We start from the raw sequence: 15,213 nt of genomic DNA on the forward strand, positions 1-15,213 counted from the left end.
TAATTACGGAGCACGCAACAGTTTGGCCGGTACAGCTGCTTTTTCCACTTAGCCTCACGAAAAATGCCCGCTAGCAGCGGGCATTTTGTTGGTGCCTTGACCAAAGCCGGAGGTTACTCTGCTTTGCGGTTGAGGTAGTTCTTAGCTAAGTCATTGAGCTTGGTGTCCGTCAACTGCTCCTCGTCCAGGGTCTGGCGCAGTAGCTCGGCGGCCTGCTCGTGGCCGAGGCGCCCGGCAAAATGAGCAGCCGTGCCGTAGCCCGAAATTTCGTAGTGCTCGATGCGCTGCGCGGCGGCAATCAGGGCCGCATCCATCACTTCCTCCGTAGCCCGCTCCGACATCGTTTCCTGGCCTTCCGCAATCAGCCCTGCCATGGCCTTGCAGGTATGGCCCTCCAGGTCGAGGTTTAGGGCTTTGCCAATTCTTTCGAGGCGCTTTATCTGCGTTTCGGTTTCGTGCAGGTGCTTGCTGAATCCGGCCCGCAGGCGGCCATCCTTGGCTTTCTCCGCCATCAGCGGCAAAGCCTTTAGCAGTTGATTTTCGGCGCTATACAGGTCCTTGAGCTGCATTTCGAACAAATCGTCGAGGGTTTCCAGTTTGTCGAACATAACGAGGTGGAAAAAGGTGGGCGTAGGTGGTTCGGCCGGGAGAAGGGAAGGAGTGCTTCCCCACCTGGTCAAGTAGCATACGCGGGATGCCCGGGCACGTTAAACGCCCCCTCAGCCCAGGCTATGGTTTCATGACTCGGGCTAAGGGGCAAGGTGCTGCTCAGCAAGATTTTAGCCGGTGGTGGCGGAAAGTTGGGGCCCGCCGCCCGGAAAACACGTAGCAGTATTTGCGCAGTTTTCCCCGCGAAATCCGGGTTTTCATCCCCTTAGGGCTGCTCCAGGTGGGCATCATCTGCCGAGAGCTTTCCCGCCTAAGCCTGGTGAGCAAGGCAGTGACTAGGGCTGCGTGAAGCTGAGAAGCTCCAGCCGCTGCTGCAGCTGCCCGGTTTCGCGGGCGTAGTAGTTGGCGTGCACCATGCCCAGGCCCGGCGTCACATATTCCTCGCGCTTCTGCACAAGGGGGGGGCTCTGGTTGTGGTACTGATACTGCCACTCTATAGCGTAACGAATGGCGTTGTAACGGTGGCGGGAGGTAGCGACGGGTGCCGGCGCGGGGGCCCGCCACGTCATCACCCACAAGGTGTAGGTGGGGTATTCGTAGCCGTAGCCAATGGAGCCACCAAAGCGGGCGTTGGCGTAGAGGATGATGCCGGCCGGGTCGCTGGGGTTGTAGCGCACGTACCCGTTCTGGTTGTTCTGAACAATGTCGCGGTTGCTGAGAATATACCAGGTACTCTGATTAATAAGCGTGTCGCGCAGCACTGTGCGCGTGAAAATAGTGCTGTCGGTAACGGCCCCGTTGTCATCAAAATAGTAGCGTTGGTACATCCACGTGTTGCCCACGCGTAGGGGAACCACTTGTTCGGGGGCGGGGGCCATAGCAGCCTCTTTCTGACAGGAAATAAGCCCCACAATGCCAAGCAGAAGCAAGGCGGGGCGTGGAAATATGGGCATAGTATAAGATGGGCAAGGGCGGGCCGTGGGCGGGGCCAAAGAGTAGAGCCGCTTTAGCCCCCGGAAGTTGCACCGACTAAGTATCCTGGGCCCCAGATGGGGTTGCCAAGCTGCCTACTCCCACGTAGCTAAGCTGAGGCAGCGCCAGTCTAAACGATGACCATCCAAGCAAGCCCCTGCTGTGCGACCTGCCCAACTTCATCCCTGCGTAGCTTTGCTGCATGACCAAAGGCCTTATTCAAACTACCCCGCCAGAGCCCGCTGCCCTGAAACTGCTGCGCCTGAAGCTGCGCCTGCAGGCGGCCGTATCCACGGAATGGGCGTTTGGGGCGGCCTGGCGCATCTTCACCACGCCACGGCGGCTGCCGGAGAAGCTTTGGGAAGCAGCGGCCCTGGCCGGGGCGCGGCGCTTCACGGTGCCGAGCGGGCCCTATACCATCGCAGCCTACGAGTGGAACCCCACCGGCCGGCGCACCGTGCTGCTGGTCCACGGCTGGGAGCACCGGGCCAGCTTCTGGGGAGCTATGGCGGCCGGGCTGGTGGCGGCGGGCTACCGCGTAGTGGCCCTCGATGGACCGGCCCACGGGGCCTCTAGCGGCTCGCGCACTACGCTGCCGGCCTTTGCCCGTGCCATCCAAGCCGTGGCCGACAGCCTGGGCGAGGTGTATGCGGTTGTCGCGCACTCCTTTGGGGCCGCTGCTACTGTGGGCGTGCCGGTGCAGTTCAACCAAGCCACCGGAGGGCAGCTGCCGCGCCTGGTCCTACTGGCCGCCCCGGGCAGCACCACGGCCGTGGCCCAGCGTTTCGCGGCCTTTCTGCATCTTCCGAATGCCGTAGTAGCACGCATGGGCCGCTACATCCAGGAGCAGCAGGGCCGCGACGCCGAAAGCTTTAGCCTCATGCAGGTGGGGTGCCACTTTCCCGCCGGCCGCGCCCTGCTTTTCCACGACCACGCCGACGAAAGCATCCCCTTCGCCGAGGCCGAGGAAATTGCTGCCAACTGGCCGGGCTTGATGTTTCGCCCCACTACCGATCTGGGCCACAACCGCATCATGCGGGATGATGCGGTGATAGGGGAGGTAGTGGTGTTTTTAGGGTAAAGGGAGGGAACTCAGCACGTCATTCCGAAGCGGTAGAGATGCTTCGGCTTCACGGACGCCAGATGAAGCATGACAGCCTGGGTCGTCCTTAACCATTCATTTTCCTCTATCATACTGTGTCGTGGCCCTCGGCGGCTAGCTCGCGGAGTACTTCGCGCAGGCCGTTGGGGTCCTGAATCAGGCGGTGGACGTGGTGGAGATACTCGGCCTCGGCCCGGAGGTGGCGCTTGAGCTGGCGGATTTCCTGCTCGCGCTTTTTGCCGGTAGTGCCGCTAAAGCCGTTGTCGCCGAATTTCAGCTCGTTCAGCTGGGTTTTCGACTCTAGCTGCTGCTGGTGCAGGGCCTGGGTGTAGCGCAGCAGCAGCGTTTCGTCGGTGGCCGCCGCGGGGGCCGACTCGGACAGGAGCTGGAGCAGGGTGTAGAGGTCGTTGGTTTCGTAGGCCTCCGTGATGCGCTGCATGAGCTGAGTGCGCTGCTCCCGAATGGCTTCGTCCTGAGTTAGATCGGGGTGGTGGGTGCGGGCCAGTTGGCGGTAGAGGGTTTTAGTGTTCGACAAGAGCAGCTGCTCCTGAGTACGGGTTTGCGCGGCGGCGGCTTCCTCGGCTTTCTGCTGCTTGGTTTTGCGCCGGGCACGGGCCGCGGCTGCGGCCTGCTCGTGCGGGGGCAGGGTGGGGTCGAACGGTTCGAGCGCGGGCGCGGTTGCGTCTTCGTCCGGGGCGTTGTCGTCCTCGTCGGCGCGGCGGCGCGGGGCGTACTTGCGCAGGATTTCGGCGGCATCTTCCCCGAACCGGTTTTGCAGGGCGCGGGCATTGCCCACCAACAGGGCCGTAATCTGCTGCTCCTCCAGGCGGCTGAAGTAGCCCAGCAGCAAGGCTTCTTCCAGCGGCGCGAACAGCGCCTGACGGGCGCGCACCACTTCTTGGGCGGCGGGCCCTACCTGCTGCCAGTAGCGCCGGCGTGCCTCGGCCTGCTCCTGCTGCAGGTCCCGCAGCCGCTGGCGCAAACCTTCAACCTGCGCCACCGCCTCCCGAAACGCTTGCTGAGCCGGAGTACCGGGTGCTTCGGCGGGCGCGGGCGTAGGCAGCTGATTGGCGGCAGGCAGGTCGGTGAGCGGGTTGTGCAGGTTCATGTCGGCAAAGGTAGGGGAGGAGAATGTGCTGAGGTGGAGAATGTGGGGAATGTGCGGAGGTGCCCCTCTGACGTCAGGGGGCTTTTCGCTTTGCAGGGCCGGGCACGTTGCCCGGGACGGATGGCGTCGTCCCTGGCCTGATGCGCCACCTGCTCGCCGAAAGGCATTAGCACCTCAGCACCTTCTTCACATTAGCACATTCCCCACATTCCCCTCACCCATACAGCTCATAGGCCACCCGGAACGTGTTGCAGTGCGCGTCCACAATGTCGCGCAGCAGCTCGGAGTAGCCGCCGCCCATGCTCACGGCCACGGGCAGCTCGTGCTGACGGCATAAACCCAGCACGTATTCGTCGCGCTGGCGACAGCCAGCCTGGGTGAGGGCCAGCTTGCCCAGCTTGTCGGTAGCCAACACATCTACCCCGGCCTGAAAGAAGATAAAATCGGGCTGCACGTCAGCCAGCAGGCGCGGCAGGGTCTCGCGCAGAATACGCAGGTAAGTGGCATCGTCGGTGCCCAGCTCCAGGGCCACGTCCAGGTCCGACTGCTCTTTGCGCAGGGGGTAGTTGGCCCCCGCGTGCATGGAAAAGGTGAACACGCGCGGCTCGTGCCGGAAGATGCTGGCCGTGCCGTCGCCCTGATGCACGTCCAGGTCCACCACCAGGATTTGCCGGGCCAGCTGGTGATGAAGCAGGTGAGCGGCGGCCACGGCAATGTCGTTGAGCACGCAAAATCCTTCGCCCCGGTCCCGGAACGCGTGGTGGGTGCCGCCGGCCAGGCTCAGGCCAATGCCATCCTGCAGGGCCCGCCGCGCCGACTCTACCGTGCCGGCCACGCTGCTTAGGGAGCGGCGCACCAGCTCGGGGCTCTGGGGCAACCCCAGCCGGCGCACCTCGGCGGGGGAGAGGTGCAGCTCCTTTACCTTATGCCAGTACTCGGCCGAGTGCACGCGCAGAATGTCTTCCTCGGAAGCCAGGGCCGGGTCGTAAATGTCGGCGGGCTGCGCAACGCCCTGCCACAGCAGCTGCTCCCGAATCAGGGCGTACTTGGCAATGGGGAAGCGGTGGCCGACAGGCAGCGTAATGGAGTAGTTTTCGGAGGAAGCAAGGCAGGGCATGGCCCTTCCTTACGTGCGGTGGCTGGCCCGGTTAGCTTCGCCGCTGCGGATTCCCAGTTGTGTAGAGACGCATACTTGCGTCCTGCCGTCCGCGCCGCGTGCTGTTCAATATGGGACGCGAATACACTTCTCTACACGCTGTATGCGCTATTTATATAATGCTCAAATGACGCTGTTGGTAATCAATAATTGATCTGAAGTAGCGAACAAAGTTGAATAATTATTTACTTAAAATATGATCATTTTCAAGGCGAGTAAAAATAATTGAAAATATTTTTTAAAAAATTTGGTAAGAACAAAATAACCTTTCTACCTTTGACCCGTTCAAAGACCCAAACGTCACCGACTTCTACCACTTCCCTCGTCATGCGCCGGCACTACAATAAATTAGCAGGTACCCCATCAATGCTGGATAGCAAGATCCAGCCGGGGTTCGGCGCGCTAGCAGCAAGGTGAAGTTCTATCCATAGAATCATCCTCCGCAAAACGCCCGAATCCTGCCAGATTCGGGCGTTTTGTTTTTCAACTATCTGTTACCCATTCTCCTTTCTCCCATGCTTACGCCCAACCAGCTCCGCTCCATTGTCGCCCGCAATCGGGTGTTCAGTACCCGGTGCCACGTGGGCTGCATACGGGCTACGTGTCTACTTAACCGACGCCGAAAACGCGGCGACGAAAAGAGAAGTAGAGTAAAATCGGCTAGCTAAAATCGAATTAAATTCCGGGTTTTATTTCCTGTTTTATTGCCTTTATTGAGGTAATAAGGAAGAATATTGTCCACGGTTTTAAAATAAAATAACTTCCAAAATAGCAGTATTTGTGCGCGAATAGCTGGCTGATTTTTTACGTCCTTTTTTTCGATTTGTCATGTACGAAGGTTTCCGGATTCTGCTTTATCCCAGCGCGCCCCCGGCGCCAACCTCTTCTGATTTTTCAATCGGTAAACGACCCCGCGAGGGCAACCCCGACCGATGGCTAACCGTCACAAACCATTATCCCACGAAGCCTGGCAAGCCGAGCAAGCAGTAATTGTGCTGGCGGCAGCCCGGCGCCTCTACTGGCGCAAATGGCCGCTCCGCCAGCAGGTAGAATACTTATTTAACCAGGGCGGCCCTTTGACGGCCGTACAGGCCCAACTCGGCACCGACTGTGTGTTGCTTCCGTTCTACGAAGCCTGCATCCTCAATCAGCCGGAGGAAGTAAGCCAGCGGCAGCGAAAAGTGCTACTGGCCCTGGCCGATCAACGCAGCGAGTTGCTGTGGCGCCCCGAGCTTTGTCAGGCCCTGGCTGCCATCGGCAAGCACTATCCCCAGCGCCGACGTGAGCTGGCCGACTGGAAACCCCGCAGCCGAAACCCGTTCCGGCAGCTGGAAAGCCTCGTTCGCCACCTGTTCGACCAGTATGGCGACGTGCCAGCCTGGGTGCTGAACTCCTGGATGGCGGGCCGGCTGTACGAGGGTATCGACATTCCGCGGCTTACGCTCCACCTTGGACAAGGCCTGGCGTTGCGCAAGTTTCAGGGACTCCCGCTGACGCTGACGCGCAAGCTGGAGCATCACCTGCGGCAAGCCCCGGCAAACTGCACGTTTCTGGAAGCCCTACGCTACGCCCAGCTTGCCGACCGCAACGCGCTAAGCTGGCTGGGACCGGTGCTGGACTCGCGGCTGGGCCGGGAAATCGGGCGCGACGACAGCTTCTGGCTAACCGTAGTCGACTTTTTTCGGGCTGCTCCCGCAGTTGATAGGTGGCGTTTCGGCCCGGTTTGCGACTGGATTCACCAGAAGCGGAGCGTAGGCCTGCCACTGGAGCCGCCACAACCCGGCTTCACGCTCAAGGGGCGCTCCATGGCGAGTGTGCTGCACCAAACGGAACAGTGGCACCGTCAGGTAGCCCGCCTTCCGCCAATACCCGAAGAGGGTGTCGACATTACAGCAGCTACTACTTGGGAACCCCTAGCGGTAGCCGATTTCAACGGGGGCGGGCCGGGCAAAGTGCAGATTACCCAACTGCGCACTTACCGCGACTTGCTCCGGGAGGGCTGGGCTCAGCGGCACTGCGTTTCCACCTATGTGCAAGCCTGCGTGCGGGGCCGCTGCGGCATCTTCTCGCTCACCGTTGGAGGCGTGCGGGCCCTTACCCTCGAGGTGCTGGCCAACCGCACCATCGTGCAAGCCCGGGGCGTGTTCAACCGGCGCATGAATGATGAGGAGTTGAGCTGGGTGCAGCGCTGGGCCAATGAAAACCGCCTGCTGGTGCCAAAGCACCTGTACTAAAGGTCAGCTGCTGGTCTTGCCATAAGCGGCCAGCAAATACTTAATAAACGAACAACGAATAACCAAAACCCACTTCCCTCATGCGTTTCAACTTTAGCTTCCGCAAAACTCAGCCGGCCGCCGTGGTGAACCACGAGGGGGCCGTGGCTTACCAACTCACGCCAGCCCTGGAGCTGTACGCCGCCGTTGCCACGGCTGCCCTCAGCGACCAGTACTACGAAAAAGCCGATACCCGCCTGCAGCGCCTTCGCGAGCTGGTGGCCCGCAACGACCCGCGTTTTGTGGCGCAGCTGGCCGTGTACGCTCGTGAAAAGCTCTACCTGCGCACCGTGCCCCTGGTACTAGCCGTGGAGCTGGCTCAAATTCATCGGGGCGACAACTTGGTGAGCCGCCTGGTAGCCCGCATCGTGCAGCGCGCCGACGAAATCACGGAGCTGCTGGCTTTCTACGCCCTGGCCAACCAGCGCCAGGGTACCAAGCAGCTCAACCGTCTGTCGAAGCAGCTGCAGAAAGGCCTGGCGCTGGCGTTCAACCGCTTCGACGGCTACCAGCTGGCCAAGTACGACCGGGCCGGGCAGGTGCGCCTCCGCGACGCCCTGTTTCTGGTGCACCCTGCCGCCAAAAGCCCCGAGCAGCAACACCTGTTTGACCAGCTGGTGCGCGGGGAGCTGCCCACGCCCTATACCTGGGAAACCGAGCTTTCGGCCCTGGGGCAGGCAAGCTACGCCACGGCGGCGGAACGGCCAGCGGCCTTCCGCCAGAAGTGGGAAGAGCTGATTGGGAGCGGCAAGCTGGGCTACATGGCCTTGCTGCGCAACCTGCGCAACATCCTTGAAGCCGAAGTTTCGGCCGGGGCTATGGCGCAGGTAGTGACTGCCCTCACCGATGCCACGGCGGTGGCGCGTAGCAAGCAGCTGCCGTTCCGCTACCTGGCCGCCTACCGCGAGTTGCTGACCGTGAAGTCGGGGCACGTAGGGGTCTTGCTGGCGGCGCTGGAAACGGCCATTGGCCACTCCATTGCCAACCTGCGCGGCTTCGGCCCCGAAACACGGGTGGTGGTAGCCTGCGACGTGTCGGGCTCCATGCAGCAGCCGGTGTCGCAGCGCAGCAAAGTGCTGCTCTACGATGTGGGCCTGGTGCTGGGCATGCTGCTGCAAAGCCGCTGCGCCCACGTGGTAACCGGCATGTTCGGCGACCGGTGGAAGCGGGTGGCCTTGCCCCAGGGCCAGGTGCTGCGCAACGTGCAGGAGCTCTACCGCCGCGAAGGCGAGGTAGGCTACAGCACCAACGGCCACCTGGTCGTGCAGGACCTGATCCGCCACAACGAGCGGGTGGATAAGGTGATGATCTTCACCGACTGCCAGCTCTGGGACAGCACCGGCAACGATGCCTCCCTGGCGGCGGTGTGGCGGCAGTACCGCCGCACGGTGGCGCCCCAGGCCCGCCTGTACCTCTTCGACCTAGCCGGCCACGGCACAGCCCCGGTGCAGGTACACGAAGCCGACGGGGTGGCGCTCATTGCCGGCTGGTCCGATAAAGTGTTCGACGTGCTCCAGGCCCTGGAAAACGGCGGCACGGCCCTCACCGAAATCCAGCGAATTGAGCTGTAGTTCTTTATTCAACCGAATTGCTTGTGTATTTATCCTTAGCCCCAATTGGTTATGAACTGCTAACACTACGCGGCCGGGCGGCGGTCAATCCGGGCCGCCGCCCACAAAAACGACTTTTTACTTTCATCATGAACCGCGAACAACGACAGGAAATAGCCCGCCAAACGCTCCAAGCCCTAAAGCAGGGAAGCTACAAAACGGCCACTGGCACCCAAGTCGACATTGGCAGCTGGCAACGCACTGCTGAAGCAGAAAGCCGCTTGTATCGGCCAGAGGATGCCGCGGCTTTATTGGCGCCGAAAGGCTCCGGCACTTCTGCTGCCAAGCCGGCAGAAGTGCGGGTATACAATGCCACCACGCTCGCGGCGGCGTCTGATCTTGTCAGCCAGTACCAGCGGGTTGCCTGTCTGAACTTTGCATCGGCCCGGAATCCGGGTGGGGGCTTTTTGGGCGGCAGTCAGGCCCAGGAAGAAAGCTTGGCCCGCTCCACGGGGCTGTATCCGTGCATTGCGCAATTCAGTGAAATGTACCAGCACAATGCCCACCTCAACGGCCTGTACAGTGACTACCTCATTTTCTCACCCGGCGTGCCGGTGCTACTAACGGATGAAGGCGAATGGCTGGCCGAGCCGTATCGAATTGACATCATCACCGCGCCGGCGGTGAATGCCGGCGCACTCCGCCGCAATAACCCGGAGCTACTCGACCAGCTGGTGCCTACCATGCAGCGCCGGATCCGGCAGGTGCTGGCGGTGGCTGCCCGAAACAGGTGCGAAGCGCTGGTGCTCGGGGCGTGGGGCTGCGGCGTATTCGGAAACGACCCCGCGCAGATAGCGGAGCTGTTTGCCGAAGCCCTGGCCGAACCAGCGGTTCGCAACCAGTTCCGGCGCATCGATTTTGCGGTGTTCGACCCAAAGCTGCCCTATTCAACCTTACATGCTTTTGAACAAGCTTTTGCCTGACCAACCTTTTTACTAAAATGAAACCCTTCTCATAAGTCTTTGGAAACAGTGCCGTAGATCAGCCATGCTTCGCCCAACTGCGATGGAAGATTGAGTTCTTCGCCGTGCTCATACCACGGAGTATTGGTAGGCTGGTCAGATTTATTGCCTGTTTCCTTTCGCCGCGGCCAAGCAGGCGGCCGGGTGCCGTCGGAGGGCGTTTCTTCGTCTGGTTGAGGGCAGTGGACCAAGAGCCACGCCCGGGGTTCGATTCCCTATGAAGCCTTCCAACCCGTTTCCCCTGTCCTTGCTTGCGCCTGCCGCCGATACCTTCGCCGGGTGTCGTGGCCTTCACATACTTCGTGTTATAAGTTCGACTCTTATCGGGCCCACCAGTAGCAAACATCTGGGCCCGTAGCTCAATGGTAGAGCAGAAGTGGGGCCTTTTTTACCCCGGCGACTAGTACCACAAAAAACGGATGCCGTAGCGCGGCCTTCCTTCGTACCATAAATAGAGGCCTGTCGCGGGTTCGACTCCCGAAGTAGCGCCTACCCGGCGTTGCGTATACGTGAATTGGTAGGGCAGCCTCGTTAGGCCGGGCGTTTGTTGCTCCGTTTTCTATTACCTCGTTGGGTGCCGTAGCTCAGCCTTACTTCGCACTTCTACTGCCCGGGTCGCGGGTTCGAATCCCGCCCGCAGCTTCGGCGGCGGTAGCTCAGTCTGGTAGAGCAGGATATGTAGGCTGGGCGCCCTGTCGCCCCAACGTTTTTTCATCTGTTTACCGGGTGCCGTAGGCGGGCGTTACTTCGTTAAATCTCAAAAGGGTTTCGCAGGTTCGAATCCTGTCATTGTCTCCACCGAGATAATGTGGCTGAGTGGTCTAAAGAGCTGATTCGCCCGCCGCCCTGTTGCCCTGGTAAGCAGCTTTTTCCTGATTGGTGCCGTAGCGCCGCCATACTTCGATTTAGTAAATGGGGTCGGGGGTTCGAGGCCTCCCTGCTTCTTCGGGAGCAGTAACTCAGCTGGTTAGAGCACATAACGGCGGCGCGTGGATAGCCCAATCAGGGGTGGGGCGGGCAAGGTGGCGTCGGGCAGCATTCTTTCGACTGAAAATTGAAACCTGAAGCTGCTCACCTGTAACCCTTGCCCGAACCTACCTGCCTTCCCGGCCGGATGCCGTAGGCCCGCGTTACTTCGACCTGTCTTGTCGGGTAGTATACCTCTGGTGTGCCCCAATGTGCGCGGGCCGGCCTGTTGCTCCGGCTTTTGCGGGATAGTAACCATTACGCTGAGCTGTGCTCGGCGCGGCAGCCTCGGCTGCTAAGCATGGCCATCATTATGGCTCTGCATCAGCATTTTGATGCGTGACATGCTATTGCCTGGCTCTGCCAGGTACCGCTCGTCAACGCTTTTCTTTCAACCTCACGCGACTTCGTTCGCACCGACCATTATGGCCAATCAATTACGCGGCAACGACCTTCGCCAACTCGGATTTCCCGAAGGCCGGGCCATTGGGCTGGCGCTGGCCCAACTGCAGCGCAAACACCTCAAGCGCCTCTCGCATACCGATCAGCTGGCGCTGCTCAACCTAATTCTGCAAACTCCCAGCAACTTTCTCACCGACCTCGACTGGAGCCACACCGCAGCTGCGCTGCTGCCCGCTCCTAGCCGCCACATTGCCCTCACCGAGCGCAAGCCCTACGTCACGTTCGGGGCCGAGCACATCGAGGCCGGAGCCATCCACCAGATGGAAACGGCCATGAAGCTGCCCGTGACGGTGGCCGGCGCCCTCATGTCCGATGCCCACTTTGGCTATGGCCTGCCCATCGGTGGCGTGCTGGCCACCGACAACGCCGTGATTCCCTACGCCGTGGGCGTGGACATTGGCTGCCGGATGGCCTTGTCCATCTTCGCTCTGCCGCCCCAGTACCTCACCCAGCGGGTGCAGGAGCTGCGCAACGTGCTGCTGACGACCACCAAGTTCGGCAACCGGGACGTGTTCCGCCACGGCCAGAAAATGGGCCACGAGGTGCTGGAGCGCGACGAGTTTACTGCCATTCCCTTCCTGCGCAACAAGCACGAGTCGGCCATTGCGCAGATTGGCACCTCGGGTTCCGGCAACCACTTTGTGGAGTTTGGCATCGTCGAAATCACCGACGCGACCAACGAAATGGGCGTGCCGGTGGGCCAGTACCTGGGGCTGCTTTCGCACTCCGGCTCCCGGGGGCTGGGCGCAGCTGTGGCTCAGCACTACACCAACCTGGCCAAGGACGTCTGCAAGTTGCCGGCTGAAGCCCAGCACTTGGCCTGGCTCACGCTCGACTCGGAGGCCGGGCAGGAATACTGGGCGGCCATGAACCTGGCCGGGGACTACGCCTCCGCCTGCCACCACCAGATTCACCAACGCGTGGCCCGGGCCTTGGGTGAGCGGCCCCTGGCGAAAGTGGAAAACCACCACAACTTCGCCTGGAAGGAGCGCCTCGCTGATGGCCGGGAGGTGATTGTGCACCGCAAGGGCGCTACCCCGGCCGGCAAAGGCGTGCTGGGCATCATCCCTGGCTCCATGACCGCGCCCGGTTTTATCGTGCGCGGCCGGGGCGTGGCCGATTCGCTCGGCTCCGCTTCCCACGGGGCGGGCCGGCTGATGTCGCGCACCCGGGCCAAAGCCGAGCTGGGCGAAGCCGAGGTGCGCCGCTACCTGCACCAGCACGGCGTCGAGCTCATTGGCGGCGGCCTCGACGAAGCCCCGCAGGCCTACAAAGACATCTACACTGTGATGGAAAGCCAGCAGGACCTGGTAGATGTGCTCGGCACCTTCACGCCCAAAATCGTGCGCATGGACGGAGCCGCGTAGGGAGCTGAGCGACGCTGGGGAGTCCGTGTCATCCTGAGCGGAGCGAAGGACCTTATTACGCTTGAACGACTTGTTCTGGTGTGATAAGGTCCTTCGTTCCACTCAGGATGACAGCCAGGGCATCGAAAAGCAGGTCAATCAACCATTCACTTTTTATTTATCACTCACAATGACCCGCACCCAACTAGCCGAATCCATTTTCACTGTCGATGACTTCCTGAGCCGGACGGAGTGCCTGGAGTACATGGCGCTAAGCGAGCAGCTGGGCTACGAGGCGGCTAAGGTGACTACAACCTCCGGAGCCCGCTTAGTACCCAGTGTGCGCAACAACAGTCGGGCGTTTTATTCCAGCGAGGAACTGGCTCAGAAACTCTGGGAAAAGGCTCAGCCATTCATTCCGGCCCGGTTTGGAAACAGTCAGGCATTGGGGCTTAACGAGCTATTCCGCTTCTACCGCTACCAGCAAGGCCAGCAGTTCCGCGGGCATTACGACGCGAGCTACGTGCGCAGCCCCACCGAGGCCAGCCTGTTCACCTTTATGGTGTATCTGAACGACAACTTCCAGGGCGGCGACACGGCCTTCCGCAACCTGCGCGTCTGGCCGAAACAAGGGCGTCTGCTGCTGTTTGAGCACGGCCTCTACCACTTGGGGCATACCGTAACGCAGGGCGTGAAGTACGTGCTCCGCACCGATGTAATGTACCGTCTACCGGCCGGGTAAACCTTTAAATAGCCTTGTAAAAGCCGCCGCTGCAACCCGCAGCGGCGGCTTTGCGCTAGAGGAGTTCCACCCTTTGCTCCTCGTTATGGCTAAAGCAACCAACAAGCTCCACGGCAAAGACCTGCGCCAACTGGGCTTCACCGATGATAAACAGATCAGTCTGGCGCTGGATATTCTCGACCAGCGCGAGCTGCGCCGGCTCGATAAAGGCAGCGCCCTGGCCCTGCTGCGCGAAATCAAGGCCGACCCTTTCAAGTACGTGCGCGACCAAACCTGGCGGCCCCTGGCCCAGGAGCTGGTGCCCCAGCCCAGCCGCGACGTGCAGCTCAACCCCAGCATCAAGGACTACCGCCGCTACGGCGACGCCTTCATCGAAGACGGGGCCCGCAAGCAGATGGACACTGCCATGCAGCTGCCCGTCACCATCGACGGAGCCCTGATGCCCGATGCCCACCAGGGCTATGGCTTGCCCATTGGGGGCGTGCTGGCCGTGGATAACGCCGTCATTCCCTACGGGGTAGGCATGGATATCGGCTGCCGCATGGCTTTATCGGTGTTCGAGGTGCCGGCCCGCTACCTGGAGCAGCGCCGCGACGAGCTGAAAAAGCTGCTCCACAACCACACCCGCTTCGGAGGTAAGGAAGTGTTCAAGAACCCCGCCGACGACCCCGTGCTGGAGCGGCCCGAGTTCCGGGAAATCGGGGTGGTGCGGGGCAAGCGCGAAGCGGCCATTAACCAGCTGGGGTCCTCGGGCTCCGGCAACCACTTCGTGGAGTGGGGCGTGGTGGACATTACGGCCGAAGACAACGACCTGAATTTGCCCATAGGTCAGTACCTCGGGCTGCTTTCGCACTCCGGCTCCCGGGGCCTGGGGGCAGCCATTGCCCAGCACTACACCAAAGTGGCCATGAATAAGTGCCCGCTGCCGCCCGAGGCCCGCTACCTGGCCTGGCTGGGCCTCGACACCCAGGAAGGGCAGGAGTACTGGGCCGCTATGAATCTGGCTGGGGACTATGCCTCCGCCTGCCACCACGACATCCACCGCCGCTTGAGCAAGGCCCTGGGGCAGGAAGTATTGGCCAAAGTGGAAAACCACCACAACTTCGCCTGGAAAGAGCAATTGCCTGATGGGCGCGAGGCCATAGTTCACCGCAAGGGGGCTACCCCGGCCGGAGAGGGTGTGCTGGGCGTGATTCCAGGCTCCATGACGGCGCCCGGCTTTATTGTGCGCGGCCGTGGGGAGCGGGACTCCATTCAGTCGGCTTCGCACGGGGCGGGGCGGCGCCTTTCCCGCACCCAGGCCAAACTGCAGGTAAGCGAAGGCGAGCTGCGCCGCCTGTTGCGCGACCAGGGCGTGGAGCTGATCGGCGGGGGCCTCGATGAAGCCCCCATGGCCTACAAAGACATTCACCAGGTGATGGCGCACCAGCGCGACTTGGTAGACGTGCTCGGCTCTTTCCAGCCTAAAATCGTGCGCATGGACGCCGGCGGTGCGGGCAAAAGCAAGTACGGGGGCGAGTAGGCAATGAAGGAGTTTAACCCCGGATAAGATCAGGGCGAATCAGTTCCCCGTTATCGGATGAAAAAGAACGAGACCCGGATGCATGCATCCGGGCCTCGTTCTTTTAAAAGCGGTATACGAGCAGGTTGCTCAGGCTTTCTGCCGACGTCGCAGCTGGCGGAGGCCCAGGCCTACGCCGGCGGCCAGCAGCAGCGAAGCACCCCCGTCAATGGGCACGGCGGTCGGCGCGTCGGGTTCCGGACCGCCTTCCGGGGGCTCACCCTGGGCAAAGGCCAGACTCGTGATACAGAGCAGCGCCGCCGTTAGGCTACCAGCGCGAAACAAGTGAGAAAAGCGTGTCATCAACAACAGAAGTTTTAGCTAGAAAAAGGAAAACGAAAGGG

12 protein-coding genes are annotated in these 15,213 nt (G+C 61.3%); 7 read left to right on the top strand and 5 right to left on the bottom strand.

Annotated elements, in window-relative coordinates:
- Positions 1-113 precede the first annotated feature (113 nt).
- Entirely contained in the window at positions 114-608 is a 495-nt protein-coding gene (locus FY528_RS01250) for a YciE/YciF ferroxidase family protein (RefSeq protein ID WP_149069168.1), read from the bottom strand.
- 336 nt (positions 609-944) lie between these two features.
- Positions 945-1,562 (bottom strand): hypothetical protein, encoded by a 618-nt coding sequence (locus FY528_RS01255; protein WP_149069169.1) that lies wholly within the window; start codon positions 1,560-1,562, stop codon positions 945-947.
- Between the two features lie 221 nt (positions 1,563-1,783).
- Between FY528_RS01255 and FY528_RS01260 the strand changes: the two genes are divergently transcribed.
- Positions 1,784-2,662 (top strand): alpha/beta fold hydrolase, encoded by an 879-nt coding sequence (locus tag FY528_RS01260; RefSeq protein ID WP_149069170.1) that lies wholly within the window; start codon positions 1,784-1,786, stop codon positions 2,660-2,662.
- A gap of 109 nt (positions 2,663-2,771) precedes the next feature.
- Here FY528_RS01260 and FY528_RS01265 read toward each other — a convergent pair whose 3' ends face one another.
- Together FY528_RS01265 and FY528_RS01270 are read right to left on the bottom strand one after the other, a co-directional pair.
- Positions 2,772-3,791 (bottom strand): J domain-containing protein, encoded by a 1,020-nt coding sequence (locus FY528_RS01265; RefSeq protein ID WP_149069171.1) that lies wholly within the window; start codon positions 3,789-3,791, stop codon positions 2,772-2,774.
- Positions 3,792-4,005: 214 nt separating this feature from the next.
- Positions 4,006-4,908, bottom strand: coding sequence for a histone deacetylase family protein (locus tag FY528_RS01270; RefSeq protein WP_149069172.1), 903 nt, complete (start codon positions 4,906-4,908; stop codon positions 4,006-4,008).
- Positions 4,909-5,879: 971 nt separating this feature from the next.
- Here FY528_RS01270 and FY528_RS01275 point away from each other — a divergent pair.
- The 6 genes from FY528_RS01275 (at position 5,880) to FY528_RS01300 (ending at position 14,830) form a co-directional block, all read left to right on the top strand.
- The gene (locus FY528_RS01275; RefSeq protein WP_149069173.1) at positions 5,880-7,181 is read left to right on the top strand and encodes a PcfJ domain-containing protein; all 1,302 of its coding nucleotides are present in this window, start codon (positions 5,880-5,882) and stop codon (positions 7,179-7,181) included.
- Positions 7,182-7,261: 80 nt separating this feature from the next.
- On the top strand, positions 7,262-8,791 hold the full coding sequence (locus FY528_RS01280) for a TROVE domain-containing protein (RefSeq protein ID WP_149069174.1): 1,530 nt from the start codon (positions 7,262-7,264) through the stop codon (positions 8,789-8,791).
- 128 nt (positions 8,792-8,919) lie between these two features.
- Positions 8,920-9,753: a TIGR02452 family protein gene (locus FY528_RS01285; protein WP_149069175.1), complete on the top strand. Its 834-nt coding sequence runs from the start codon at positions 8,920-8,922 to the stop codon at positions 9,751-9,753.
- Between the two features lie 1,430 nt (positions 9,754-11,183).
- Complete coding sequence (locus FY528_RS01290; protein ID WP_149069176.1) at positions 11,184-12,587, top strand: RtcB family protein; 1,404 nt, start codon at positions 11,184-11,186, stop codon at positions 12,585-12,587.
- A gap of 169 nt (positions 12,588-12,756) precedes the next feature.
- Positions 12,757-13,308, top strand: coding sequence for a 2OG-Fe(II) oxygenase (locus tag FY528_RS01295; RefSeq protein ID WP_149069177.1), 552 nt, complete (start codon positions 12,757-12,759; stop codon positions 13,306-13,308).
- Between the two features lie 85 nt (positions 13,309-13,393).
- Entirely contained in the window at positions 13,394-14,830 is a 1,437-nt protein-coding gene (locus FY528_RS01300) for an RtcB family protein (RefSeq protein WP_149069178.1), read from the top strand.
- A gap of 129 nt (positions 14,831-14,959) precedes the next feature.
- On the opposite strand, the gene FY528_RS01305 is transcribed toward FY528_RS01300, so the two are convergent.
- The gene (locus tag FY528_RS01305; protein ID WP_149069179.1) at positions 14,960-15,172 is read right to left on the bottom strand and encodes an Fjoh_0651 family PID-CTERM protein; all 213 of its coding nucleotides are present in this window, start codon (positions 15,170-15,172) and stop codon (positions 14,960-14,962) included.
- Positions 15,173-15,213 lie beyond the last annotated feature (41 nt).

Source organism: Hymenobacter lutimineralis, assembly GCF_008271285.1.
Classification (GTDB): Bacteria; Bacteroidota; Bacteroidia; order Cytophagales; family Hymenobacteraceae; genus Hymenobacter; species Hymenobacter lutimineralis.

What these genes read in the sequence shown, in the direction of transcription:
- FY528_RS01250 (WP_149069168.1), bottom strand. Translation starts at nt 608, where the DNA reads ATGTTCGACAAACTGGAAACCCTCGACGATTTGTTCGAAATGCAGCTC.
- FY528_RS01255 (WP_149069169.1), bottom strand. Translation starts at nt 1,562, where the DNA reads ATGCCCATATTTCCACGCCCCGCCTTGCTTCTGCTTGGCATTGTGGGG.
- FY528_RS01260 (WP_149069170.1), top strand. Translation starts at nt 1,784, where the DNA reads ATGACCAAAGGCCTTATTCAAACTACCCCGCCAGAGCCCGCTGCCCTG.
- FY528_RS01265 (WP_149069171.1), bottom strand. Translation starts at nt 3,791, where the DNA reads ATGAACCTGCACAACCCGCTCACCGACCTGCCTGCCGCCAATCAGCTG.
- FY528_RS01270 (WP_149069172.1), bottom strand. Translation starts at nt 4,908, where the DNA reads ATGCCCTGCCTTGCTTCCTCCGAAAACTACTCCATTACGCTGCCTGTC.
- FY528_RS01275 (WP_149069173.1), top strand. Translation starts at nt 5,880, where the DNA reads ATGGCTAACCGTCACAAACCATTATCCCACGAAGCCTGGCAAGCCGAG.
- FY528_RS01280 (WP_149069174.1), top strand. Translation starts at nt 7,262, where the DNA reads ATGCGTTTCAACTTTAGCTTCCGCAAAACTCAGCCGGCCGCCGTGGTG.
- FY528_RS01285 (WP_149069175.1), top strand. Translation starts at nt 8,920, where the DNA reads ATGAACCGCGAACAACGACAGGAAATAGCCCGCCAAACGCTCCAAGCC.
- FY528_RS01290 (WP_149069176.1), top strand. Translation starts at nt 11,184, where the DNA reads ATGGCCAATCAATTACGCGGCAACGACCTTCGCCAACTCGGATTTCCC.
- FY528_RS01295 (WP_149069177.1), top strand. Translation starts at nt 12,757, where the DNA reads ATGACCCGCACCCAACTAGCCGAATCCATTTTCACTGTCGATGACTTC.
- FY528_RS01300 (WP_149069178.1), top strand. Translation starts at nt 13,394, where the DNA reads ATGGCTAAAGCAACCAACAAGCTCCACGGCAAAGACCTGCGCCAACTG.
- FY528_RS01305 (WP_149069179.1), bottom strand. Translation starts at nt 15,172, where the DNA reads ATGACACGCTTTTCTCACTTGTTTCGCGCTGGTAGCCTAACGGCGGCG.